General features: G+C 53.7%; 23 protein-coding genes. 15 read left to right on the top strand and 8 right to left on the bottom strand.

Features of this window, described 5'->3' with window-relative positions; genetic code table 11:
- Nucleotides 1-6: 6 nt before the first annotated feature.
- The 3 genes from BARVI_RS09370 to BARVI_RS09360 form a co-directional block, all read right to left on the bottom strand.
- Nucleotides 7-984, bottom strand: a complete 978-nt coding sequence (locus tag BARVI_RS09370) for a Cif family virulence factor (RefSeq protein ID WP_025278992.1) — start codon at nt 982-984, stop codon at nt 7-9.
- A gap of 11 nt (nt 985-995) precedes the next feature.
- Nucleotides 996-2081 (bottom strand): hypothetical protein, encoded by a 1086-nt coding sequence (locus BARVI_RS09365; protein WP_157232580.1) that lies wholly within the window; start codon nt 2079-2081, stop codon nt 996-998.
- Nucleotides 2082-2189: 108 nt separating this feature from the next.
- Nucleotides 2190-4313 carry a tetratricopeptide repeat protein gene (locus BARVI_RS09360; protein ID WP_157232579.1) on the bottom strand — a complete coding sequence of 708 codons (2124 nt, stop codon included), beginning with the start codon at nt 4311-4313 and terminating at the stop codon, nt 2190-2192.
- Between the two features lie 713 nt (nt 4314-5026).
- Between BARVI_RS09360 and gpmI the strand changes: the two genes are divergently transcribed.
- The 4 genes from gpmI to BARVI_RS09340 all read left to right on the top strand — a co-directional run bounded on the left by gpmI (nt 5027) and on the right by BARVI_RS09340 (nt 9620).
- Nucleotides 5027-6541 carry a 2,3-bisphosphoglycerate-independent phosphoglycerate mutase gene (gpmI, locus tag BARVI_RS09355; protein ID WP_025278989.1) on the top strand — a complete coding sequence of 505 codons (1515 nt, stop codon included), beginning with the start codon at nt 5027-5029 and terminating at the stop codon, nt 6539-6541.
- A 98-nt stretch (nt 6542-6639) separates the two neighbouring features.
- Nucleotides 6640-7221: a DUF3109 family protein gene (locus BARVI_RS09350; RefSeq protein ID WP_025278988.1), complete on the top strand. Its 582-nt coding sequence runs from the start codon at nt 6640-6642 to the stop codon at nt 7219-7221.
- Complete coding sequence (locus BARVI_RS09345; protein WP_025278987.1) at nt 7211-8551, top strand: MATE family efflux transporter; 1341 nt, start codon at nt 7211-7213, stop codon at nt 8549-8551. Before BARVI_RS09350 ends, BARVI_RS09345 begins: the two co-directional genes overlap by 11 nt.
- Nucleotides 8552-8747: 196 nt before the next feature.
- A complete protein-coding gene (locus BARVI_RS09340; protein ID WP_038534332.1) occupies nt 8748-9620 on the top strand; it encodes a DUF5106 domain-containing protein in 873 nt (290 codons plus the stop codon).
- Between the two features lie 290 nt (nt 9621-9910).
- On the opposite strand, the gene rpmA is transcribed toward BARVI_RS09340, so the two are convergent.
- Complete coding sequence (gene rpmA, locus BARVI_RS09335) at nt 9911-10174, bottom strand: 50S ribosomal protein L27 (RefSeq protein WP_025278985.1); 264 nt, start codon at nt 10172-10174, stop codon at nt 9911-9913.
- A 21-nt stretch (nt 10175-10195) separates the two neighbouring features.
- Nucleotides 10196-10531 (bottom strand): 50S ribosomal protein L21, encoded by a 336-nt coding sequence (gene rplU / locus BARVI_RS09330; RefSeq protein WP_025278984.1) that lies wholly within the window; start codon nt 10529-10531, stop codon nt 10196-10198.
- Nucleotides 10532-10811: 280 nt separating this feature from the next.
- Here rplU and BARVI_RS09325 point away from each other — a divergent pair, with 280 nt between their 5' ends.
- The 7 genes from BARVI_RS09325 to BARVI_RS13185 are packed head-to-tail and all read left to right on the top strand — an operon-like array spanning nt 10812 to nt 18503.
- Complete coding sequence (locus tag BARVI_RS09325; RefSeq protein WP_025278983.1) at nt 10812-12056, top strand: 3-phosphoshikimate 1-carboxyvinyltransferase; 1245 nt, start codon at nt 10812-10814, stop codon at nt 12054-12056.
- The gene (locus tag BARVI_RS09320) at nt 12053-12466 is read left to right on the top strand and encodes a hypothetical protein (protein ID WP_025278982.1); all 414 of its coding nucleotides are present in this window, start codon (nt 12053-12055) and stop codon (nt 12464-12466) included. The genes BARVI_RS09325 and BARVI_RS09320 overlap by 4 nt, the downstream gene beginning before the upstream one ends.
- 12 nt (nt 12467-12478) lie before the next feature.
- Nucleotides 12479-13300 (top strand): metal ABC transporter permease, encoded by an 822-nt coding sequence (locus BARVI_RS09315; protein ID WP_025278981.1) that lies wholly within the window; start codon nt 12479-12481, stop codon nt 13298-13300.
- Nucleotides 13301-13348: 48 nt separating this feature from the next.
- A complete protein-coding gene (gene porW, locus BARVI_RS09310; protein ID WP_025278980.1) occupies nt 13349-16132 on the top strand; it encodes a type IX secretion system periplasmic lipoprotein PorW/SprE in 2784 nt (927 codons plus the stop codon).
- Nucleotides 16119-17660: a T9SS response regulator signal transducer PorX gene (gene porX / locus BARVI_RS09305; RefSeq protein WP_025278979.1), complete on the top strand. Its 1542-nt coding sequence runs from the start codon at nt 16119-16121 to the stop codon at nt 17658-17660. The genes porW and porX overlap by 14 nt, the downstream gene beginning before the upstream one ends.
- Before the next feature lie 8 nt (nt 17661-17668).
- Nucleotides 17669-18091: a tRNA (adenosine(37)-N6)-threonylcarbamoyltransferase complex ATPase subunit type 1 TsaE gene (tsaE, locus tag BARVI_RS09300; RefSeq protein ID WP_025278978.1), complete on the top strand. Its 423-nt coding sequence runs from the start codon at nt 17669-17671 to the stop codon at nt 18089-18091.
- Nucleotides 18092-18122: 31 nt separating this feature from the next.
- Nucleotides 18123-18503: an immunity 17 family protein gene (locus tag BARVI_RS13185; protein WP_084547035.1), complete on the top strand. Its 381-nt coding sequence runs from the start codon at nt 18123-18125 to the stop codon at nt 18501-18503.
- On the opposite strand, the gene BARVI_RS09295 is transcribed toward BARVI_RS13185, so the two are convergent.
- The gene (locus BARVI_RS09295) at nt 18407-18859 is read right to left on the bottom strand and encodes an A1S_2505 family phage non-structural protein (protein ID WP_232213971.1); all 453 of its coding nucleotides are present in this window, start codon (nt 18857-18859) and stop codon (nt 18407-18409) included. The two genes, BARVI_RS13185 and BARVI_RS09295, sit on opposite strands and share 97 nt — an antisense overlap.
- 215 nt (nt 18860-19074) lie before the next feature.
- Between BARVI_RS09295 and BARVI_RS09290 the strand changes: the two genes are divergently transcribed.
- Complete coding sequence (locus BARVI_RS09290; protein ID WP_025278976.1) at nt 19075-20049, top strand: FimB/Mfa2 family fimbrial subunit; 975 nt, start codon at nt 19075-19077, stop codon at nt 20047-20049.
- A 110-nt stretch (nt 20050-20159) separates the two neighbouring features.
- On the opposite strand, the gene BARVI_RS09285 is transcribed toward BARVI_RS09290, so the two are convergent.
- Both BARVI_RS09285 and BARVI_RS09280 read right to left on the bottom strand, forming a co-directional pair.
- Entirely contained in the window at nt 20160-20723 is a 564-nt protein-coding gene (locus BARVI_RS09285) for a methylated-DNA--[protein]-cysteine S-methyltransferase (RefSeq protein ID WP_025278975.1), read from the bottom strand.
- 78 nt (nt 20724-20801) lie between these two features.
- Nucleotides 20802-21644 (bottom strand): hypothetical protein, encoded by an 843-nt coding sequence (locus tag BARVI_RS09280; RefSeq protein WP_025278974.1) that lies wholly within the window; start codon nt 21642-21644, stop codon nt 20802-20804.
- A gap of 135 nt (nt 21645-21779) precedes the next feature.
- On the opposite strand from BARVI_RS09280, the gene BARVI_RS09275 reads away from it, so the two are divergent.
- The 3 genes from BARVI_RS09275 to BARVI_RS09265 all read left to right on the top strand — a co-directional run bounded on the left by BARVI_RS09275 (nt 21780) and on the right by BARVI_RS09265 (nt 24747).
- The gene (locus BARVI_RS09275) at nt 21780-22469 is read left to right on the top strand and encodes a B3/B4 domain-containing protein (protein ID WP_025278973.1); all 690 of its coding nucleotides are present in this window, start codon (nt 21780-21782) and stop codon (nt 22467-22469) included.
- 62 nt (nt 22470-22531) lie between these two features.
- On the top strand, nt 22532-23497 hold the full coding sequence (locus tag BARVI_RS09270; protein ID WP_157232578.1) for a hypothetical protein: 966 nt from the start codon (nt 22532-22534) through the stop codon (nt 23495-23497).
- Nucleotides 23498-23556: 59 nt separating this feature from the next.
- A complete protein-coding gene (locus BARVI_RS09265) occupies nt 23557-24747 on the top strand; it encodes a dicarboxylate/amino acid:cation symporter (RefSeq protein WP_025278971.1) in 1191 nt (396 codons plus the stop codon).
- The last annotated feature ends 8 nt before the right edge of the window (nt 24748-24755 follow it).

Genomic DNA, 24755 nt, shown 5'->3' with positions numbered 1-24755 from the left:
GTTTGATTAGTGAATGTTGAAGGAGTCGAGGCTGAATCGTTCGTTGCGATCCAGTACTTTGTTGTTGTAACGCTCGGGCTGCCAGGTGCGCACCTGGATACACGGTTGGGTCTCGTCCTTGAAGTCGATGAGCAGGAACACGAAGCCGGTGTCGTTGTAGGTGCTGGATCCCCACTCCTGTTTGAGGGTCACCCCGTAGATGGTGGGATTGGCCGGGTGGCGCATCACCTCGATGTCTTCAAATTCCACGTCGATATATTTGTTGCGTTTGAAGCATCGTTTCAGACCGGCAATGTATTGGGCTTTCGACTGGGTCATGTATTCGACCCGTTCCCTTCCCAGGGAGTTGAAATAGGGGTTGTCGCTTTTCTTTACCTTGATGACCTTGCCGGTGATAATCAAGGCGTCGTCACTGAATACCGATTCGATGTATTTGATGTCCTTGCGGTTGTATGCAGTTCGGAAACTCTCGACGAAGTCCACGATGATTTGCCGGCGGGCAAAGTCTTTCAGCGAGATGTTGGCTCCGATAATGTCGACGTAGCGGTTCTGTTCGAGAGCTATGTTCACATAGTCGATTAATCCTTGATTACTGAAATTGATAACAATCTCCTGGTCCTGCTTATCCTTGGGGGCCGACAATACGGTGATGGCTATGTTGCGTATTTGGTATCCGCCACCCGGCAGTCGGGTTACTTTCTCTTTGACCAGAGAGAGGGGGCAAGCGATAGTCGAGTTTTTCCAAAGCTCCTCGATGCTTTTCTTGGCGCCGTCGGTACACCAGTCTTTGTCAATTTTCGGTTTTTTGCCCTCCATGACCGCGGTGTTGAACGACGATAGCAGCAGCGAGGCGTTCTTCTCCATCGCTTTTTGGAGGGTGGCATCGGCAATGCCTTCGGTAATTTCAAATCGGGTGTTTTCTAATTGTGCTTTCGATGTGAAGATGATGAAGCACGCAGCGATGAATATGAATATCCTTTTCATGTAATTGAAAGTTAAAATAATTTTTTCAAGTTATGCTGGGGAATGTTGCTGAAAAAGTCGGCCTGAATAGTCTTCGTGGCAAGTTGCCCGATTTCGCCAATCGAAATCGAGCAGACAATCATGTGCAGATAATGATAGGTGTTGTTGTGAAATACGATGACACATTGTAACGTCTGCTCGTCGAGCATCTGAGTGCCTATATAGGGAGTGAAATCGTCGGCGAATGTCTGGAACAGTTTGGAGAGCCGCAGTTCGAACGACGGGGTGTAGCCTCCATACATTCGGTGAGTGACACAAAACAGAGGGTCTATGTCGGTAATTCCCCACATCACGTTGCGCACCGACTGTTCGGGGTACTCGGGCGAGAAGAGCACATGCAGGTTGCCCTTGTCGTCGAGGGTGTAGTATTTGTTCTCGTTGAGAATGTCGAGCATGAACGACTTCCCCTTCGACACATACAGTCCGGTCGAGTCGTTGTATAACGATGCGATGGGAGGCAGGTCGTGTGGGGGGAGCGAAGCCGAATCGGTAGAGGAGAGTAGGGTGGCATAAATCTCCTGGTCGGCCGTTTTCTTGTCGGTGCCGAAGATAAGTTCGCGGGAGGCTGGGAACTCGATTTCGAGCCGGTCGAACAGGTTGAAGTAGAATGTGGCGTGGAAACGTTTGTCCGAGTCGGTCAACTGAAAGTCCGACGGAATGATGGCTGCATCGATAACCCGTCTCATCGATTTGAACTGCTCCGACCCATAGGGCTTGCCGTTGAAAGTGAGGTCAATGCCTTTTCTCTTCAAGTAGGTGGTTGCTTCGTCGAGGGTCGAGGTCATGCACAGTTGCAGGGCCAGTCGCTCGAGAAACTCGCAAATGGGGCGCCCGATCATCTCTTTGCTCTCGGGACTGAATAGCGAGATGCCCACGTGACGGCTTTGGGTGACAGGGTCACACTCGATGATAATCTTTTTGTCCGAGACGGCGGGTATATCGACAGTTGTGTCGCAGAGCGTTTCGGGCAGATGCAAGTCGGCCAGAATCTGGTTCTGGGCCTGGACTTTCGTACCGATGAGCAGGAGTACTGCCGGGAATATCAATCGAAGTTTCATAAATCCTCTTATCCGTTATCGTCCCCCTCTTTATGTGGCCGCATCGGTTAGATGCCTGGCTTGAAAGAAGAGACTGTGAAACCACTCATACTGATTGCTTTCGTGTGATTATATATTTCTTATTTCATTTATTTTCAGCAGGTAGGTATATCGGTCGTGAGCAATCTCCTGTTTCAGGTCGATATATCGCAGGGCCTGATTGTAGTCTTGGTTGACCCCGATGCCTTTGGTATAGGCGTCGGAGAGTTCGTCGAGGGCTTCCAGATTACCATATTTATAAGCCAGTTCTGCCCATGTGATATATTGTGATACATCTTCTCCTACCCCTATTCCGTCGCGATAGAGCCGGGCGAGGTTCAACATGGCATTGGGTTCATTTCGTTGGGCGGCATTCGAGAACCATTCAAAGGCTTCTTGGGGCTTGTTGTAGTCGAAGAGCAATAGTTCGCCCGTGCGGTTCATGGCCGTAGCGTCGCCCTGTTGGGCAGCCTCCTTGAAGAGGTAGAGGGCTGCATCGACGTCCCGGTTTTTATTTATTTTATATTCGGCTTCGATTACTTTGGCTCGGGCCGGAGCCATTTGTTGCAGTTTGGCCAGATATTCCTGAGCGTATTGAAGCGAAGCCTTTCTTACGTTCTTGGGCGGGAGCGAGGCATTGGCCATGATGATGTCCATCGAAGAGGAGCCGTAGGATTGGGGCAGTTCATCGATTTTATCGCCCAGCGATAGGCAAAAGAAATAGTTGGACAGGAATGATAAAGCCTCGATGTTTCCGTCGGCTGCGGCTTTTTGTAGTGCTTGCATGGCCTTTTTGGAGTATTGGGGCGATTCGAAAAACTCCTTCTCTCCATAGTTATAGGCATGGAGCATACCCAGGAGATATTGATTCTCGGGGGTCTCCTCCGCCTCTTCCAGTTGTTCCAGTATGGCTTTTTCCTTTGCGATGACATCGTCGGTTTTGGTGGTATAGTTTCCCGAGTAGCCGGGGTAATAAGAGTCGACCTTGCAAAACTCGGTTTCGAAGATGCGATTTTTCTTTTCTTGCGAACCTCTGGTTTGCGATTCGGTGAGCGACTCTTTGCAGGATCCGGTCATGAAACCGCTGCTCGGTTTCAGCGAGAAGGCAATCGACCCCGTGTAGTTGATGTTGGTATCGGAACTCTTGGTCTTGTCAATCAGATTGTTCGCTACATTGGTTATCAGCGTATTGAGAATGTTCAAACCGGTGAGCCCTCCGATTAGCGAGCCTAAAAACTGAATGCCCGATTTGGCCCAGTCGTATTTGTTGGCCGTGGGGGTATAGGTGAGGTTTATGTTGTATTTGAAGGAGAAGATACATGCCTTTTCATCGATATGGCCGCTGGTTACTTTGGATTGCAAGTTGTCAAACATCTTCATGGTACCCAGTGTGATGTCGGGGCGTGTAGTTACCACACTGAAATCGTTGGCCAACGATAGCAGCGACGAGCGTCCTTTCAGGAAGGTTTGTTGCCACTGGGGCAGGTTGAATATACCCGAGTTGGGGCAGAGTGTGACTCTCAGTTCGCCCTGCTGTTCTTCGATGTCGATGATCCAGGCTTCGCGGCCATCGCTCATGCGTGATAACGAAACCCATCGGCCGCAGAGCTTTTTCAGGTCGGGTTGATCCAAAGCATGGCTGTTCGAGGTGTTGCCCGGGACAATTTCTATCGTATAGGGATTGATAAAGAGTTGATTCTCGGTGGCTTTGGCCAGAGATTCGGCAAGGAGGCCTTCGTGAGAATTCTCGACCGGCTGTTGAACAGCTGGTGGTGTAGGTGTAGGTGTAGGTGTAGGTGTTGGTGTTGGTGTTGGTGTTGGTGTTGGTGTTGGTGTTGGTGTTGGTGTTGATGTTGGTGTGAGAGTCAGGTCAGGAGTCTCGATACCCGGTGCATAGTCCTCCATTGCTCCCTGGTTATTGGTCAACTCCTCGTCAAAGTGGGGAATTGATAACTTGTCTTCGAGAGCCCTCAGGTGGAGGGTGGCTTGGGCCGATCGGGTGTCGTCGAGTTCGAGATTAAGGTACAGACGATACATGGCAATGGCCGTTTCCAGCCACTTGGGGTCGGTGTCGGCATATTTTTCGCATAGTTGAGCCGCTTTCAGATAGGGGTCGGCATAGCGGGGCACCAGGTTGATAATGGTTTGATACTTGACCAGCGCCGAGTCTATCTGACCGTTGTTGGCAGCAAGGTTGGCCTGGTAATAGAGCATGAGCAGTTCGTTTCGTGTAGGTTGTTGCGCGAACGAAAAAAAAGGAAACAAAATAAGCCCCAATAAAAACAATTTGGCTTTCATAATGTGTTTTTCCTGTGTCTTACGATCTCGTCAAGACGATGTTTAAATGAAGAGACGTGAGATCGTGTCTGGCTTGTTCCCCTTGTTCCATGACTTTTAATTGCCCCCTATTCTTCAATCAATAGGTGCTGCTTCGACATGAATGGTTCGATTTGCCGACTCTTTCTCTCCGTAGAGGAGCCAAAGTTGAAACCTCGAAGACAAGCGTATAAACGCCCCTTTGATTTCTGTGAGCCTTAGAGAAAAGGCTTACAGACTTACAAATATAATAAATATTTCTTAAACAAATCAATTGTATATAAAAATATATAAAATGATATGGTTGGGTTAGATGTCGTGAGATAGCTCTTGTTTTCTGTGGGGAAGAAAGTTTACGCTGTCCCTTAACGAATTGAAATAAATTTTGCGATGCCCGCGGTTTGCACTATCTTTGCAAGAGAAATGCAAGGCAGGAGGCTGGCGGGCCGCGACGGTATGACTGCTGGCGAACAGCCTCTTGGCAACGCGACATTTTGACAGAGCGGGGCCGCGATGATGCGGCAGGCCGTGAATGCGGCGGCCGAAACGATTCCGGCACTGTTTTTGTTGGCCATAGAATAGAAGATAAATAACTCTAAATAATAGAAGAGATGAGCAAAAAAGCACTTTTGATGATTCTCGATGGCTGGGGCATCGGCAATCATACGCATGCAGATGTAATCTACAATACCCCTACTCCTTATTGGGACTATCTGTTGAAAACCTATCCTCACTCGCAGTTGCAGGCCAGCGGCGAGAATGTGGGTTTGCCCGACGGTCAGATGGGTAACTCGGAGGTAGGTCACCTCAATATCGGTGCCGGCCGCATCGTTTACCAGGATCTGGTGAAAATCAACAAGGCTTGTGCCGACAACTCCATCATGCAGAACAAAGAGATCGTTTCGGCCTTCTCCTATGCCCGTGACAACGGCAAGAATATCCACTTCATGGGATTGACCTCGAACGGTGGCGTACACAGTTCGCTCGACCACCTGTTCAAGTTGTGCGACATTGCCAAAGCATATGGTTTGGAGAATACCTTTATCCACTGCTTCATGGACGGTCGTGATACCGACCCCCACAGTGGTAAGGGCTTTATCGAGGCCTTGGAGGCTCACTGCGCTGCTTCGGCCGGCAAGGTGGCTTCGATTATCGGTCGGTACTATGCCATGGACCGGGACAAACGCTGGGAGCGTATCAAAGAGGCTTACGATCTGTTGGTCAACGGTATCGGCCGCAAGTCGGACAACATGGTGCAGGCCATGCAGGAGTCGTATGACGCCGATGTGACCGACGAATTTATCAAGCCTATCGTCAACACGACCTGCGACGGTCGCATCAAGGAGGGCGATGTGGTTATTTTCTTCAACTACCGTAACGACCGTGCCAAAGAGCTCACCATCGTGCTCACGCAGCAGGATATGCCCGAGGCCGGCATGCACACCATTCCCGGTCTGCAATATTACTGCATGACTCCCTACGACGCTTCGTTCAAGGGCGTGCATATCCTCTTCGACAAGGAGAACGTGCACAACACGCTGGGCGAATATCTGTCGAAACTGCACAAGAGCCAGCTGCACATTGCCGAGACCGAGAAATATGCCCACGTAACCTTCTTCTTCAACGGGGGGCGCGAGGCTCCGTTCGAGGGTGAGGACCGTATTCTGGTACCGTCGCCCAAGGTAGCCACCTACGATTTGAAGCCCGAGATGAGCGCCTACGAGGTGAAAGACAAACTGGTCGCCGCCATCAACGAGAACAAATATGACTTTATCGTCGTAAACTATGCCAACGGCGACATGGTGGGTCACACCGGCGTCTACTCGGCTATCGAGAAAGCCGTGATGACCATCGACGCCTGCGTGCGCGATACGGTCGAGGCTGCCAAGGCCAACGGCTACGAGGTAATCATCATTGCCGACCACGGTAATGCCGACAATGCCGAGAACCCCGACGGTACGCCCAACACGGCACACTCGCTCAACCCCGTGCCGTTTGTCTATGTGACCGAGAACAAAGAGGCTCGTGTCGAGAACGGTATCCTGGCCGATGTGGCTCCTTCGATTTGCCACATCATGGGATTGCCTCAACCGGCCGAAATGACGGGGCACGACCTGTTGAAATAACTGTAATCCATGATTGGAATATGCCGGAGCGCACTGGGTTGCGTTCCGGCTTTTCTGCCTTATATTAACCGATGAAAACAACCGTAACCGAGGAGATTATGCTACAAGTAGGCCGTGCTCTGGTGAGCCTCGACGTCATAGAACGTTTCTTTATCTGTAACCTCGACAAGTGTCTGGGGGCCTGTTGCGTCGAAGGCGACGCAGGGGCGCCGGTCACCGAGGAGGAGTGCCGCAAGCTCAAAGAGATACTCGGGGTGGTGTGGGACGATTTGCTGCCCGAGGCCCGTCGGGTAATCGAGCAACAGGGGGTGGCCTATGTCGATGAGGAGGGCGACCTGGTGACTTCGATTGTCAACGGCAAGGATTGTGTCTTTACTTGCTACGACAGGAACGGCATGTGCCAGTGCGCCATCGAGAAGGCCTTTCGGGCCGGGAAGATCGATTTCTACAAACCCATCTCGTGCCACCTCTACCCCATACGGTTGAAGGAGTATCCCGATTTCTCGGCCGTGAACTATCACCGCTGGAAAATCTGCAAGGCGGGCGAGGTGCTGGGCCGGCGCGAGCAGGTGCGGGTCTATCAGTTTTTGAAAGAGCCGTTGATTCGTCGGTTTGGCGAGGCCTGGTACAACGAACTTTGTGAGGCCGCCGAGGCCTATTTGCAACAATATGGCGAGTAATGCGGTAAAATACAGCTACAAGCAGATTTGGCACATTGCCTATCCCATACTCGTGAGCCTGGTGATGGAGCAGCTTATCGGTATGACCGATACCGCTTTTATGGGCCGGGTGGGCGAGGTGGAGCTGGGTGCGTCGGCCATTGCCGGGGTCTACTACATGACCTTTTTCATGATAGCCTTCGGGTTCAGCCTGGGGGCACAGATTATCATGGGGCGACGCAACGGCGAAGGGAACTATGAACGAATAGGTCCTATCTTCTACAAAGGTACCCTCTTTCTGCTGGGAGTGGCACTGGTGCTGTTTGTCTGCTCCTATTTCGTTTCGCCCGTGCTGTTGGCCCGCTTTATCGGCTCGCCCCATGTCTATGAGGCAGCCATGAGCTACATACACTGGCGGGTCTACGGATTCTTCTTTGCCTTTGTTGCCGTGATGTTCCGGGCCTTCTTTGTGGGGACGACGCAGACCAAGACCCTCACGCTCAACTCGGTGGTCATGGTGCTGTCGAATGTGGTGTTCAACTACATTCTTGTCTTCGGCAAGCTGGGATTCCCGGCCATGGGCATTGCCGGAGCCGCCATCGGGTCGTCGCTGGCCGAGCTGGTGTCGCTCGTCTTCTTTATCGTCTATACCCGTCTGCGGGTCGATGTGCGCAAGTATGGGTTGAACCGTTTCGGGTGGCACGAGGGCGACTCTCTGCGGCATATCCTGAACACCTCGGTGTGGACCATGATACAGAATTTCGTGTCGATGTCCACCTGGTTTCTCTTCTTTATCGCCGTCGAGCACCTGGGTGAACGTTCGTTGGCCATCACCAACATTATCCGCAACGTGTCGGCTCTGCCCTTTATGATAGTCATCACCTTTGCCTCGACGTGCAGTACCCTCATCAGCAACCTGATAGGAGCTGGTGACGCTCGGTATGTGCGGGGCACGATGAACCAATGCATTCGCATGGCCTACCTGTTTGAATTGCCTCTTATCCTCTTCTTTGTTCTTTTCCCGACCCTTATCCTGCGCATCTATACCGATATGCCTGACCTCATATTGGCCTCAGTACCGTCGCTCTTTGTGCTCTGTTCGGCCTATCTCTTTATTGTACCGGGCAATGTCTATTTTCAGGCTGTCTCGGGTACGGGTAATACCCGCGTGGCCTTCTTTCTGGAACTGATCACACTGTTCATCTATATTGTCTATGTGGTGGTGATGATCTTCTATTTGCGGGTCGATGTCGCCGTGTGCTGGACTACCGAGCACATCTATGCCCTGGGCATCTTCCTGTTCTCGGCAGCCTATATAAAGCGGGGGAAATGGAACGATAAAAGAATTTGACAGTTAGTCGTTACTTGCTATTTCTGTTTTGTTCCTACGTATTTTTATTCGATTTTTTTATGTATAAAATTTGTTGGTAGAGTTGCAGGTTTTAATAAAATTAGTATCTTTGTCATATAAATGTAATTCGCGGGGACTTTTAAGAATGGCTTATAATTTTTTGTAAGGAGGTTTTATGGTAAGAAGAGTGTTAATCGTGTGTGCGTTTATAAGTGCCTTTGCTTTGACAGGGGCGCAAGCCACTCTCGTAGCTCCTTACCGGTTGCCCGATATCCCCGACAGTTTGACCACCCCCGATGCGAGAAGTGAGTATCTCATGGAACATTATTGGGATAATTTCAAAGTGGAGAATCGGATCTACTTGGATTCCTTGCAAGTGGCGGAGCAGGCCTTTGTCGACTTTGTCTCGATTATGCGCATCGCTCCCCGAGAGGGTACGATGAAAGGAATAAACGCCTTGTTGAAGAGGGCCTCCTGCGACGAAGATATTCTGTTGATGTATGCCGGTTTTGCCGACAAATATCTGTATAGTGGACAGGGGCCTTTTGTGAGTGAAGAGGCTTATTTACCGTTCGTCGAGGCTGTTCTCGACTCCAAGAAGGTCGACAAGTTGTATAAATTGCGTTACTCCTACCAGTATGACGTAATGACCAAGAACCAGTTGGGTATGGAGATTACCGACTTTGAATACAAACTGCCCGGGAAGGATAAAGCCTATCGCATCAACAAGTTGAAATCGCCCTTTATCCTGCTTTACATCAATGACCCCGAGTGTGAAGACTGCTCGTTGGCTACTTTGCGGCTAAGTGTGTCGCAGGCTTTGCTCAACGAGGTGCGATCCGGTCGGCTTACCATCTTGTCGCTCTATCCCGACGGGGAGACCGAGGAGTGGTTGGCTGGCGTGGCAGAATATCCCAAAGAGTGGATAGTGGCTTCGATGGAAAATGGAGACCGCTATTTCGACCTGCGGATTATGCCTACCATCTATTTGTTGGATAAAGATAAAAAAATTATATTGCGCAATGCTTCGCTCGAAGAGGTAGAGCAGGCATTAAAGCAAGAAGAATAAGAGGAAAGAGACTTTGTGGTGTTGATTCCAAGACGATGGGAATCGTTATATTTTGAGATCCCCTCTGTGCGTGAGCATAGTTTTTTTTGACCCAATAACACCTGAAAAGGAGGAATCGGCCACAAAGTCTCCTTTTTTCCTGGATAAATCGAGAGGAGGAGACTTTCTTTCCCTCTTTCAGGCCCAGTCGACTAAGCCTATAAAAACAATCTGCCCCGGCCCAAAAATAAAAAACGTGACGGCTCTTGCGAGCAGTCACGCTTTCTATGAATGAGGTTATAACTTTTTAATTAGTTATTGTCTGCCGGTACAACCGATACATACGAACGGTTCTCCTGACGTTTACGGAATACTACCGTACCGTTTACCAAAGCAAACAGGGTGTGATCCTTGCCCATACCCACGTTTTCACCCGGGTGATGAACTGTACCTCTTTGACGTACCAAGATGTTTCCGGCTTTGGCATATTGGCCACCGAAAATTTTGATACCCAATCGTTTGCTTTCCGATTCACGACCGTTCTTAGAACTACCAACACCTTTCTTATGTGCCATTTTCTTAGAAGTTTAATAGGGTTAAGCAACAATTTCTTTAACTAACACTTCGGTGAAATATTGACGGTGACCGTTCAAGCGACGATAACCTTTTCTTCTTTTCTTCTTGAAAACAAGAATTCTTTCACCTTTCACGAGGCCTTTCTTACCGTATCCGTCGTTCGAAACAACCTCACATACGACCTTCGCACCTTCTACGGTGGGAGTGCCCACGGTTACTGCTCCGTCTTTGTCGACGAGCAACACTTTGTCAAATTCGAGAACGGCGCCATGCTCTGCTCCCAAATAGTGGACAAACAATTTCTTTCCATTTTCTACCTTGAATTGTTGTCCTTGAATTTCAACAATAACGTACATTTTTACTTTTTCTTTTTACGTTTATCTCTGCCGGGCGGGGTCGATGTCGACACCTCTTTTTGAGCCCATATCAGAATCAGCCCACAAAAGTACGATAAATTTTTGTTCCTCACAAATATTCAATTCATTTTCTCCAAAAAAGAAATATCTCCCCACCGACTTTCACCGTTTTCCCAGAAAACAGGAGGCGGCTCGGGAGTGTTCAAATCGAAAACTATGTTTTCTATTTGCTTCTCCCCTCGCCTTTCACTATTTTTGCGGTCAAACTTATAGCGACTAAATGAATTATACGCTTTTTGCTCCCGCTCAGCTGTCGGGAGCCATCACTTTACCGGCCTCCAAAAGCATCAGTAACAGGGCTTTGATTATCCAGGCCTTGTGCCCCGAGGCTATCACGGTCGAGAATCTCTCGGATTGCGACGATACCCGGGTGATGCAACAGGCCTTTGCCCACGACGACAGCACGATCGACATACACGGTGCCGGGACTGCCATGCGGTTTCTCACCGCCTACTACGCCCAAAAACAGGGGTGCCGCCACACGATTACCGGCTCGGCAAGAATGCAGCAACGCCCCATCAGGATTCTGGTCGAAGCCCTACGCTCGCTCGGTGCCGACATTCGCTACACCGACCGCGAGGGATTCCCGCCGCTCGATATATGCGGCCGGTCACTGACCGGCGGGGAGCTCCTGCTACCTGGCGACGTGAGTTCGCAATACGTCTCGGCACTGCTCCTGATTGCCCCGGCCATGCGCAACGGACTCACCCTGACCCTCACCGGCGAACTGGTGTCGATGCCCTACATCGAGATGACACTTGCCATGATGGAACATTTCGGCATCGAGGCCCGACGTATCGGCCACACCATCGAGGTTCCGGCCGGCACCTATCGCCCGGCCCCCTTCCGGGTCGAGCCCGACTGGTCGGCCGCTTCCTACTGGTACGAGATGGCCGCCCTCGCCCCCTCGGCCTCGATTCATCTGCCCGGGCTCAGCCCCCACAGTCTGCAAGGCGATGCACGCATCGAGCACCTGTTTGCACCGCTCGGGGTATCGACTCACCCTTCCGCCGACGGGATAGAACTAAGAAAATCGGACAGCCATATCGACACCTACACACAAGATCTCTCGGAACAACCCGACCTGGCTCAAACCCTCGTTGTCGCCTGCTGCCTGCTGGGTGTCCCCTTCCATTTCACCGGTCTGCAAACGCTGCGAATCAAGGAGACCGACCGGATTGCAGCCCTCTGTAATGAACTTAATAAATTAGGATATAAACTAATATCTTCGGATAACTCGCTTTCCTGGGAGAGTGAGACCGTCGAACCGGAGGCTCACCCGGTCATCAACACCTACGACGACCACCGCATGGCCATGGCCTTTGCCCCGGCGGCCTTCCGGTTCCCGGGCATCACGATTGCCAACCCCGAGGTTGTCGACAAATCGTACCCCCGCTACTGGGAACACCTGCGCCAGGTGGGCTTTACCATAGACACCCCGCAGAAAGGAGACTCCACGCTATGATCATACTCGTCGTTGCCATCATACTCCTGGGTCTTGTCACCTACTACTTCCACCGTCGCGACCTGAAAAGAGAGGCGACCGCCGGCCCGCAAACCGAGGCCGAAAAGAGCCCCGAGCCTCCGCAGGAGTGCTGCGGACAGCACCTCGTGTGCGAACGCGACAGCCTGCTGGCTGCCGTGAGCAAGACCATCGAATACTACGACGACGAAGAGCTAGACGAGTGGAAGGAGACCCCGGCCGACCAGTACACCCCCGAACAGGTGGAGCTGTTCAGGGAGATATTCTACACCCTGCGTCCCGACGACGTGCCCGGGTGGGTGCGCAGTCTGCAACTGCGGCAAATCGAGGTGCCCGAGGAGCTGCGCGACGAAATACTGCTCGTGGTCAACGACCAAAGAAACAACCGATAACTATCGTTTACAATGGACATTCTCAACTATACGTTTTTTCAAAATGCCTTGTGGGCCATTCTCCTCATCTCGATTATCAGTGCCATCATAGGCACCTACATCGTAGCCCGGCGCATGCTCTTCATCACCGGCGGAATCACCCACGCCTCGTTCGGCGGACTGGGCATCGGCTACTACCTGGGGATAAGCCCCACCCTCTCGGCCCTCTTCTTTGCCATACTCTCGGCCCTGGGGGTAGAGTGGATTTCGAGGGGCAAATCGGTGCGGGAGGACTCGGCCATCGCCGTCATCTGGACGCTGGGCATGGCCGTGGGCATCATCTTCATCTTCATGACACCCGGCTACACCCCGGGGCTCACCGAGTTCCTGTTCGGGAACATTCTCACCATCACCCGCACCGACATACTCGTCTTCGCCGCCTTTGCCGCCCTGCTGGTTATCTACACCGGGGCACAGTTCAGGCACATCGTCTTCACCGCCTTCGACCCCGACTTTGCCCACACCCGGGGCATCAACACGCGGCTCATCAACTACATTATGACCTTCTTCGTAGCCACGGCCGTCGTCCTCTCCATTCGGCTGGTGGGCATCATGCTGCTCATCTCCATACTCTCCCTGCCGCAGATGATTGCCGAACTCTTCTGCCACAAGTTCAAGAGTATCATCTGGCTCTCGGGGCTGGTCAACCTGCTGGCCGGCATCGGCGGGCTCCTGCTCTCCTACTGGCTCGACGTTCCGGCCGGAGCGACCATCGTCTTCACCCTCATCATTGCCTACGCCGCGGTCAAGCTCATCACCGGCCGGGTGCAGGCGGTCAGATACAAAAGACAATAAAACACCCGTTTTTCAGTTTAAAAAGATGGCCTTTTATCCCTGCTGCCTTTGAAGAAGAGAGTCTCACATATCATCGCCCTGCTGGCCGTACTCGCGCTCGTATCCTGCTCGACCAAGAAGAATACGGCCTTCACCCGCTTTTACCATAGCTTCACCACCCGGTACAATGTCTATTTCAACGGGATAGAGAACTACAAGGAGCAAATCAAGACGATGGAGAACGAGTATGAGGACAACTTCACCGACCTCATCTACATGCACCCGGCGCAGGCCTATGCCAACCCCAAGGACCCCCAGCCTACCGGCAGCTTCGACCGCACCATCGAGAAATGCCAGAAGGCCATACAGCTGCACTCCATCAAGAAAAAACCCCGTCGCAACTCCAAGAAGATGAGCGACCCCAAATACCGCGACTACCTCAAACGCGACGAGTTCAACCCCTACATTCACAACGCCTGGCGGCTGATGGGGCAGGCCCAGTATTACAAGGGCGAGTTTCTCGAAGCGGCAGCCACCTTCCTCTACATCTCGCGTCACTTCACCTGGATGCCCGACCTCGTGGCCGAATCCAAGTTGTGGCAAGCCCGGTGCTACATCGCCCTGGGGTGGCTCTACGAGGCCGAGGACATTCTCCAGAAAATCAACAACGACAAGTTGCCCGAGTCACAAAACAACTGGTTTGCCACCGTCAATGCCGACTACCTCATACACAAGGGCGAGTATCAGAAGGCCATTCCGTTTCTCGAAACGGCCATCAAGTCGGCCCCGAGCAAACGCCAGCGCATCAGACTCACCTTCCTGCTGGGACAGCTCTACGAAAAGACCCAGGACCCGACCCGGGCCTACCAGACCTTTGGGCAGGTCATCTCGATGAATCCCCCCTACCGCACCGAGTTCAACGCCCGCATCAAACAGACTGAGGTCTTCTCGGGCAAGAACATCGACAAGGAGGTGAAGAAGCTCACCCGCATGGCCTCGCGCGACCGCAACAAGGAGTATCTCGACCAGATATACTATGCCATCGGCAACCTCTACCTCTCCCGCAAAGACACCCTCAAAGCCATGGAGAACTACCGGCTTGCCAACCAGAAGAGCACCCGCAACGGCATCGAAAAGGCTATTTGCCAGGTGACCCTCGGCGACCTCTATTTCGACCGGCGCGAGTATGTCGACGCACAACCCTGCTATGCCGAGGCACTGCCCCAGCTCAAAGAGGACTTTCCCCGCTACGACCTGCTCTCGCGGCGCTCCACCGTGCTCGACGAGCTGGTGGTCTATGCCCAGAACGTGGAGTTGCAGGACAGTTTGCAGAATCTGGCCGCCATGAGCGAAGAGGAGCGCAACAAGGCAATCCAGAAAATCATCGACGACCTCATCAAGAAAGAGAAGGAGGAGGCCGAGAATCTGAAACGCGAAGAGTATCTGGCCCAGCAACAGGGGCCGCAGTTCAACAGCAGCAACGCCGCCAAGAACAACGCCACCCTGATTTCGGGCGACAAGTCGTGGTACTTCTACAACAAGACGATGGTATCGGCCGGTAAGACCGAGTTCCAGCGCATCTGGGGTAGCCGTAAACTCGAAGACGACTGGCGGCGGCGCAACAAATCGGGATTCTCGATGAGCGACTTTGCCGAGAAGACCGCAGGCGGAGGCGGTGAAGAAGGAGGAGCCGAATTTGACGAGAACGGCATGCCCGTCGAGGAGATTCCCGACAGCGCGGAGACCGCGGCCGCCGACGACCCCCACAAGCCCGAGTTCTACCTCAAACAGATACCCATGACCCCCGAGGCCCTCGAAACCTCCAACGAGGTGGTGGCCGAAGGTCTCTTCAACATGGGCCTCATTCTTAAAAACAAACTCGAAGACTATCCCGCCGCGATAGCCAACTTCAACCTGCTCGAAGAGCGGTTCCTCGAGAACCCCTACCGGCTCGACGTCTACTACAACATGTACCTCATGTACATGCGCGACGGCGACGAAGCGACCGCCGGTATCTACCGCGACAAGATACGGTCGACCTTCCCCGAGAGCCCCTATGCCCAGGCCATGGCCGACCCCCACTACCTCGACAACCTGCGGCGCATGAGCACCGAGCAGGACTCCATCTACGAGGCTACCTACGCCGCCTATCTCGAAAACGACAACCGCACGGTGCACGACAACCGCGCCTTCATGGAGCAGAAGTACCCGCTCTCGCCGCTCATGCCCAAGTTCCTCTTCCTCGACGCACTGGCCCACGTCGGCGACAAGCAGTACGACCAGTTCAAGGAGGGATTGAGAAACCTGCTCGAGCGCTATCCCCAGGCCGATGTATCGCCGCTGGCCTCGACCATGCTCAAAGGGGTAGCCCAGGGACGCCAGGTGGCCCAGGGCGGCGGCAACCTGCGGGGCATGATCTGGAAGGCCCGCCTCACCAACGACACCACCACGGTATTCAACGACTCGGTGCGGGCCACCTTCACCCAGGACCTCAACGCCCCGCACGTGCTCCTGCTGGTCTATGCCACCGACAGCGTATCGTCCAACCAACTGCTCTTCGACGTGGCCAAGCACAACTTCACCAACTTCGTCGTTAAAGATTTTGACCTCGAAATAATGACCTTTAACGAAATAAGTATGTTAGTTGTCAAAGGATTTAGTAACTTTGAGGAATTATCCCACTATCGCCGGCTCCTCGACAACAGCGAGACCTTCCGCTACCCGCCGGGCGTGAAGCCGATCATGATCAGCGAGGATAACTTCAAAAAACTGCTCGAAGGATACAGTTTTGAAGACTACTTCCTGTTCCTTGAAAACAATCCTCAACCTACTGAGCCTTATGAAGAACGGTAAAATACTTTGGGCCGACGACGAAATCGATTTACTCAAACCGCACATTCTCTTCCTCCAACAGAAGGGATACGACGTCACAACCGTATCCAACGGTCGCGACGCCCTCGAAAAGGCGGCCCACGAGGCCTTCGACCTCATCATTCTCGACGAGAACATGCCCGGTCTGAGCGGACTCGACACCCTCAGCCAAATCAAGATGGACAACCCCTCGATCCCGGTCGTGATGATTACCAAGAGCGAGGAGGAGAACATCATGAACCAGGCCATCGGCAACAAAATATCCGACTACCTCATCAAGCCCGTCAATCCCAACCAGATACTCCTCTCCATCAAGAAGAATCTCCACCACAAGGAGATTATCCTCGAAAAGACATCGAGCGACTACCGGCAGGAGTTCCAGCACATCAGCAGTCAAATCAACGACTCCTACTCGTGGGACGACTGGTACGAGGTGTACAAGAAGCTGGTATTCTGGGAGCTGGAACTTACCCAGGCCGAGAGCGACATGGACGAGCTGCTCACCCTGCAAAAGAGCGAGGCCAACAGCGCCTTCGCCAAATTTGTCAAGAAAAACTACGAGAAGTGGATTACCGGCGGCGAACACCCGCTGATGAGCCACGAGCTTTTCAAGACCAAGGTATTCCCCCTTATCGACCAGGGCGAGAAGGTCTTTTTCATTCTCATCGACAATTTCAGACTCGACCAGTGGCGGGTCATCAAGCCCCTGCTGAACGAATATTTCACCGCCGAGGAGGACCTCTATTTCAGTATCCTGCCCACAGCCACGCAGTATGCCCGCAACGCCATCTTCTCGGGGCTGATGCCCAACCAGATTGCCCGCATGTTCCCCGACCTGTGGGTCGACGAGGACGAGGAGGAGGGCAAGAACCTCAACGAGGCGCCCCTCATTCAGACGCAGCTCGACCGGTTTCGCAAGCGCTACACCTTCTCCTACCACAAAATCAACGAGTCGGCCTTCGGCGAGAAGCTCATACAGAACTTTACACAGCTCGAAAACAACCAGCTCAACGTGTGCGTGCTCAACTTCGTCGACATGCTCTCGCACGCCCGCACCGAGTCGAAGATGATTCGCGAACTGGCCTCGACCGAAGCAGCCTACCGCTCCATCACCGAGTCGTGGTTCAAGCACTCGTCGGCACTCGACCTCTTCCGCAAGATTGCCGAGAAGGATTTCAAAATCATTCTCACCACCGACCACGGTACCGTGCACGTGAACAATCCCATCAAGGTCATCGGCGACAAGAACACCAACACCAACCTGCGTTACAAAGTGGGCAAATCGCTCAGCTACAATCCCAAGCAGGTGTATGAAATCAAGTCGCCCGAGCGCTACGGACTGCCCTCGCCCAACATCAGCTCGACCTACATCTTTGCCACCAACCACGACTTCTTTGCCTATCCCAACAACTACAACTACTACGTGGGCTATTACAAGGATACCTTCCAGCATGGCGGCATCTCCATGGAAGAGATGATGATACCCCTGATTACCCTCACCAAAAAATAGATACGATTATGAAAACCCTTGTCATAAAGAACCTCGACCAGATTCGTCAAACCGCCCGCCAGTTCATCGACTTGATGGGCGACTACACCGTCTTTGCCTTCCACGGCGAGATGGGTGCCGGCAAGACCACCTTCATCAAAGCCGTGTGCGAAGAGCTGGGCGTCGAAGACCCCGTCAACAGCCCCACCTTTGCCATCATCAACGAATACCGCTCGGCCACGACCGGTGAACTCATCTACCACTTCGACTGCTACCGCCTCAACAAGTTGCAGGAGGCCTACGACCTGGGAGCCGAGGACTATTTCGCCAGCGGTGCTCTCTGTTTCATCGAGTGGCCCGAGAAGATCGAAGAGCTGCTCCCCGACGACTGCGTGAATGTCGAGATTGCCGAGACCGAAGGCGGTGCCCGCACCATCAACATAGACCTCTAACCGGGATAACTCCAACCCCTCAGCACCCGATATGCAACACGCCCCGGCTCTCATACCCGCGATTATCGTTCTGTGTCTGTTCCTCGTCTCGGGCATACTCTCACTCGGCGCCGCCATAGCCAACTGGGAGTGGTTCTTCAACAGCAAGAATTGCCGCATCTTCACCTCGCGGCTCTCGCGACGGCAGGCCCGGTGGCTCTACGGCCTGCTGGGGGCACTCATCTTGCTCATGACCGCCGTCATCGCCCGCGACCTGTTACAAAAAGCAAAGCCTCACGAACCCCAGCCACGGTCAACCACGGCCGTCACTGTCGTTCAGCGCGATTGCAACACGGCGACAAACGACTCGGGCAGCACGATATTCGCCACCCCCAACGCCCCGGCAAAGAGCGGGGCTATTTCACAATCCTGAAATCCGGCAATGCCACACCCGATGCGGGTGACGTAGAAGCGTAGCTCGGGGTGCGACCGGGCAAAGGCGATAAACTCGTCGACGTAGGGCCGGATAGTCTCCACACCACCCTGCATGGTAGGAATGGCGTAGGATTGTCCCTGCAACCCCACACCTTGTCCCCACACTGCTCCGAAACGCTGCATGGCAACCCGGGCGGCTCCCCCGCCGTGCATACCGGCCAGATTGCTGCCAAAGACAAACACCTCGCCGGGAGCCAGCGAGGTAATGTGCTCGGGCGTAAACCGCACCGGGCGATTGGCCGGACTACTCGAAGCGGAGAGCGAACCCGGCTTTTTACTTTCTTGCTGTTTCATCACAACGTCTCCTTTTCATATCCACTCCTCAAAGTAACCCATTATTCCCGATTTTTCCACAACATCGGCCACTTTTTTACACCCCGACCTGCCTCCGATTGCCAGCCCCGTCGCTCCCGGTCTGCTTCGCCGTCACCCGACAGCAAAACAATTCACCCCGACGGTTGTTATATCTCCACAACATCTTACCAAATCCTTATTAAAAAGAGAGTATTATGAAAAAGATTCTGTTTGGGGCCACCGTCCTGCTGCTCTTGCCGGGAGTTACAGCCTGTTGCGACGACGACAAGAAGAGTGACGAACCGGCTCAACCCGCCGAGGTAAAACTGGTCACACCCAACGTGAGCGCCCGCATTGCCGACCCGCTCAACCAAAACCCCTTCACGGGTATCCTCGAAATCTACCCTTGCTATCCCGAGACCTCGACCTACTACGGCAACTACATCAACAACAAGAAAACCGTATTCAACGGCTACTACACCATTGTCGACGGCCACATCTACGGCGAATACAACCGCCCCCTGCAACTGCCGGTAGGCACCTACAACATGGTCTACTGGGGAACTCCCAAATATGACGAACCCATCTACAATACCCCGGCCATCAACGAACCGGGTATTACCCAGGATGCCGACCTCTCGACGCTCTATTTCAGACTGAGGGCCAATACCGACGGCACCTACATGCCGGTCTACGACCTGGTACACGCCGTGAAACCGGCCAACGTGGGTCAGGAGGATCTGCAAGCAGCACTCACCCGGGTAACGGCCGGGATACGAATCATTGCCAAAATGGAAGACAACTCGGAGTTCAGCTTGTCCATCACCGGCATACAGGCTCGCATAGGCGGCATCGCCGAGAAGATGAATTTCTATACGGCCGAAGTCGAAAATACCACCAAGGTGGTCAAGTTCGACCTGGAACGGTCTGACGACAATACCGTGATGAGCAACGCCACCGTCATGCTCTTCCCCTCGGCCGAAAACCCGCCGCTGGAACTGGTCATCACCCTGGCCAACGGGACCGAACACACTCTCTCCAAGAATCTCAGTTCGACCCTCTCGCCCAATACCAAACTCACCCTCAACATCGTGCTGGGCGAAATTCTCTCGGGCGAGACACCGGGCGACTTCTCCATCGAAGACTGGAACGAGGTGAGCGAAACCATCGAATTCCCCATCATCAACTAAATACTTCCGACCGCAGAGGCTGGGAAATCCGCACGTCCCTGCCCCTGAACAGCCAGGCGGCCCCCGATAAACGGGAGCCGCCTGGTTTTCTGTTTCATCAATTCATCGACTCATCGCCCTACATCGGCGAGGGGCCACTCCCCCGGCACGGCCAGGCAGATACCCTTCTCGCAACCGACTCCCTCGTCCCGCAACAGCGAGGCCTTGCGGTCGAGCCCTCCGGCATATCCCGTGAGTCGGCCGTCACACCCCACCACCCGATGGCAGGGCACCACAATGCTCACCGGGTTATGCCCCACGGCTCCACCCACCGCCTGAGCCGACACCCGGGTTCCACCGTGCAGCAACGACAGCTGCCAGGCAATGGCCCGGTAGGTGACCACCTGCCCGCGCGGAATCTCCTGCAACAGGTTCCAAACCGCTTTCCGAAAGGGGGTACCTGCCAACCGCAGCGGAGGTACCTGCCCGGGATTCTCGCCTGCAAAATAACGGTCGAGCCACACACGCGTCCGATCAAACACCGGGAGTGAAACCGGGGTGCTGTCGAGCAATAGAGAGGCGGGGAAATACTTCTGCCCGTCGAACCACAGCCCCGTCAGACACTCCCCGTCGCCGGCCATCGTCATCGGCCCCAGCGGGGAGAGGTATTCACTTTTATAGCGGAAATTCTCCATCACACCTGTATAAAAACGACAAGCTCCCCGGCGTGAGCAGCGTCCGGGAGCCCGTTATTGAAATATCGAACGATTACATCACTCGACACTACCCGGTTCCTGCGGCTGAGCCGGTTGTTCGTCGGCCGGTCTCTCCGATTCCACAGCAGGCTCGACAGCCGGTTCCACGGCAACCGGTTGCTCGCTCGCCTTAATCTGCTCATACATGGCCACCATCATGAAGGCCGAGATGATAAGGGTTACCAATATGCCCACAATAAAGACAATCAGGCCAATGATATTCAGCACAATCATCATCAGGAAGCAGAGAATGATTTTGCCCATATTGCCGTGGGTCATCGACCAGCTGCGCTGAATGGCTCCGAAAACGCCCACCGAGAAATCGTCGACATAGGCATAAACCGCAAACATCAGACGCAGCGTAAGATATAAAAAGGCCAGAAAGCAGATGACGAAAATAAGGCCGGTGGTACCGCTGAACATCGTTCCCAAGGCATATCCCATTGCATACGGGTCGGAGAAGTCGGTCACAGCCAGACTTGCCCCCAGACCGGCCCCCCAAATGACAAATCCTATAATCACAGGCAAGGCACTGACAATTCCCACCAACAGGTTCAGCCCGATCAATCCGCCCAGCTTACGGAACATATCTCCAAAGACCGAGAACGAAGGCTCTTCGCCCGCATAGGCATTCAGCATGATTTTATTCAGACTGGCCCCAAGCCATATCGGCAAGATAAGATTCACCAGAGAGATTATCCAGTAACGAAATGAAAAAACATCGTTTCCTCCCACCATGGAGATAATCCACGACAGGACCATGATGCCCAGCAAAAGGCCGAGCATAACGATAAAGTGCTTGCGGGTCAACGCCCACCCCGTTTTCAATGCGCCATTGGGCGACAACAAATGTGCTTTCATATAAATATGTTTTTTAATAGTAGGCTTAACAGTTCTTGCAAATATAATATTATTAACAGAAATCCGGCACCTCTGGTCCATAAAAAAGAAATTTATCGCTACCTTTGAAGGAAACACGATACAAACGAATCACGTATGAAAAACGTCTCTATCGAAAAGGACTTCGCCACCGTCTGTCCGGCCCTGCGCATCGGGGTGATTGAGGCTCGGGTGACCAACAGCGAGAGCAATCCGGCGCTGTGGCAGCTCATCGGCGACGAGGAGTCGCGCATCACGGCCGCCTACCGGCTCGACGAAATAAACAAACGCCCCGCCATACAGGCCACCCGCAAGGCCTACCGGGCCTTCGGGAAAGATCCCAACCGCTACCGGGTATCGTCCGAAGCGCTGTGCCGGCGCATCGTCAAGGGCATGGGCATCTACCGCATCGACACGCTGGTCGACCTGGGCAACCTCGTCTCCATACGGGCGGGTTACTCCATCGGCGCCTTCGACGCCGACCACATCGACGGCGACACCATCACCCTGGGGGTGGGCCGCGAGGGCGAGCTCTTCCACGGTATCGGCCGGGGGGTGCTCAACATCGAGGGGCTGCCCGTCTACCGCGACCGCACGGGAGGGATAGGTACCCCCACCAGCGACGAGGAGCGAACGAAAATCTCGCTCGACACCCGCCACCTGCTGATGCTCATCAACGCCTACGGCCAAGAGATGCCGCTCGACGAGGCTATCGGCTGGGCGGTAGAACTGCTGCAACGCTTCGTCGCAGCGACCGACATCACCACAACAATCGTCGCGGCCTCGCAGTTCGACCTCTCGAAATAAACCCTGAAAACAAAAGATCTATAATTTTACGTGTTGTTTCGTTCTAAAAAATACAGGTAGAAATGAAAAGTAAGATGATTTCCGTATGGGCCGTTTTACTGCTGGGTACTTCCCCGGTTTGGGCACAGAAGTATCACGATGCCATTGTAGAGGATTCCCATGGCCCCGTGAAGATGATAAAGAGTGACGGGAAGATTTTCTCTTATGATTCCGACGGTCGCCTGACAACCGTAGACCATGAAGATGCGCCGGATACCAAGTATGACAACAACGGTTATCCCTTGGAAAGGTGCAGCAACGTGTGTACGCAATATGAATACAATGAAAACGGGCAGCTCACCTCGGAAAGCTATGAGACTTTACTGGGGGTAATGGTTATCGACTACTCATACAATTCGAGAGGCGATCGGGTTAAAAAAGCAACGACGTATAGTTTTTCCCTGATGAGTGTCGATACTTACCGGATCCTCCGTTATGACGACAGAGGCAACTGGATTGAGCGGGAAGTGCTGCATCGCAGTACGGACGACAATGGCAAGTTGGGGAACGGCACGGTGACGAAAGAGACCCGCGAGATACTCTATTTCACACCGGCGACACCGACGGGAGACTCCTCTCCGGCTTCCGGCACCGATAACTCCGACTGGGCATCACTGCGCGAAAGCCTCATCGGGAAACGAATTACCCCCCAATCGCCGGCATCTGCCGAGGGTTGGCAGGCGCTCATAGGCAAACGCCTTTCGCTCACGACCTACGGTATCTCGCAAAACGGGCAGGAGGCAAACCGGTTCGAATGCCAAACGGGTGAATACATCGAACTCGGCAGCGACGGAGTACTGCTCTGGGGAAACCGGTGCGACGGCAACACCTCTTACCGTTACCGAATCGACGGCAAACGCATATACCTCACCCAAATCTCGGGCAAAGAGACCGGCGACAAGTGGTTCGAACTGACCCTCCAAAACGACGGCCTCATCAAGACCGAGAGCAACCTGGGCACCTATCGCTACTTTCGCATAGACAACTAAGAGGCACTCGATAGCCGTCACCCCGATTATTACCTCTACCACACACAAATTACCCGATTATGAAAAAATTCCGCATCTCGCTTCTGGGGCAAGTGCTCATCGCCATCGCAGCCGGTGTACTGCTGGGACAATTCCTGCCGATACCCCTTGCCCGGGTGTTTGTCACCTTCAACGGTCTCTTCGGCAACTTCCTCAACTTTGCCATACCGCTCATCATCATCGGCCTCATCATTCCGGCCATCGCCGACCTGGGCAAGGGAGCCGGCCGATTGCTGCTCATCACGGCACTCATCGCTTACGGCTCGACCATCTTCTCGGGATTCTTCACCTATTTCACCGGCGAAGCCATCTTCCCCCGACTCATTGCCGGCTCGACCCAGTCGGCGGCGGCCATCGACAGTTCAGCAGCCACAACCCTCAAACCCTTCTTCACCGTCGAGATGCCCGCCCCCTTCGACATCATGACTGCCCTGCTCCTCTCCTTCTGCATCGGGCTGGGGCTGTCGGCCATACAGGGCAACACGCTGCGCATGGCCGCCTCCGACCTGCGCGACATCATCTCGCTGCTCATCGAGAAGGTCATCATACCGCTGTTGCCGCTGCACATCTTCGGCATCTTCCTCAACATGACCCTCTCGGGACAGGTAGCCTCCATCATCTCGGTCTTTGTCAAGATTATCGTGGTCATCTTCGTGCTGCACATTCTCCTGCTGCTTATCCAGTTCTCGCTGGCCGGACTGGTGGCCCGCAAGAATCCCCTGCGGCTGCTCAAAAACATGCTGCCCGCCTATGCCACGGCACTCGGCTCCCAGTCGTCGGCAGCTACCATACCCGTCACCCTGGCCCAAACCCTTAAAAACGGGGTGAGCAAAAACATCGCCACCTTTGTTATACCCCTGTGTGCCACCATACACCTGTCGGGCAGCACAATGAAAATCACCGCCTGCGCCATGGCCATCATGATGATGGCCGGCATGCCCGTCCACACCCTCGATTTCAGCGGTTTCATTCTCATGCTGGGCATTACGATGGTCGCCGCGCCCGGCGTGCCCGGCGGAGCCATCATGGCCGCCCTGGGAATACTCGAAAGCATGCTGGGATTCGACGAGACGGCCCAGGCTCTCATGATTGCCCTCTACATCGCCATGGACAGTTTCGGTACCGCCTGCAACGTGACCGGCGACGGTGCCATCGCCGTGGTCGTGGACCGTATCAACGGGAAAAGCGGACACCTCATGCAGCGTCCGTGACCGGCACG

It is taken from the genome of Barnesiella viscericola DSM 18177 (genome assembly GCF_000512915.1).
Classification (GTDB): domain Bacteria; phylum Bacteroidota; class Bacteroidia; order Bacteroidales; family Barnesiellaceae; genus Barnesiella; species Barnesiella viscericola.
The sequence above is the reverse complement of the archived record's forward strand: the minus strand, read 5'-3'. Positions and strand labels throughout refer to the sequence as shown.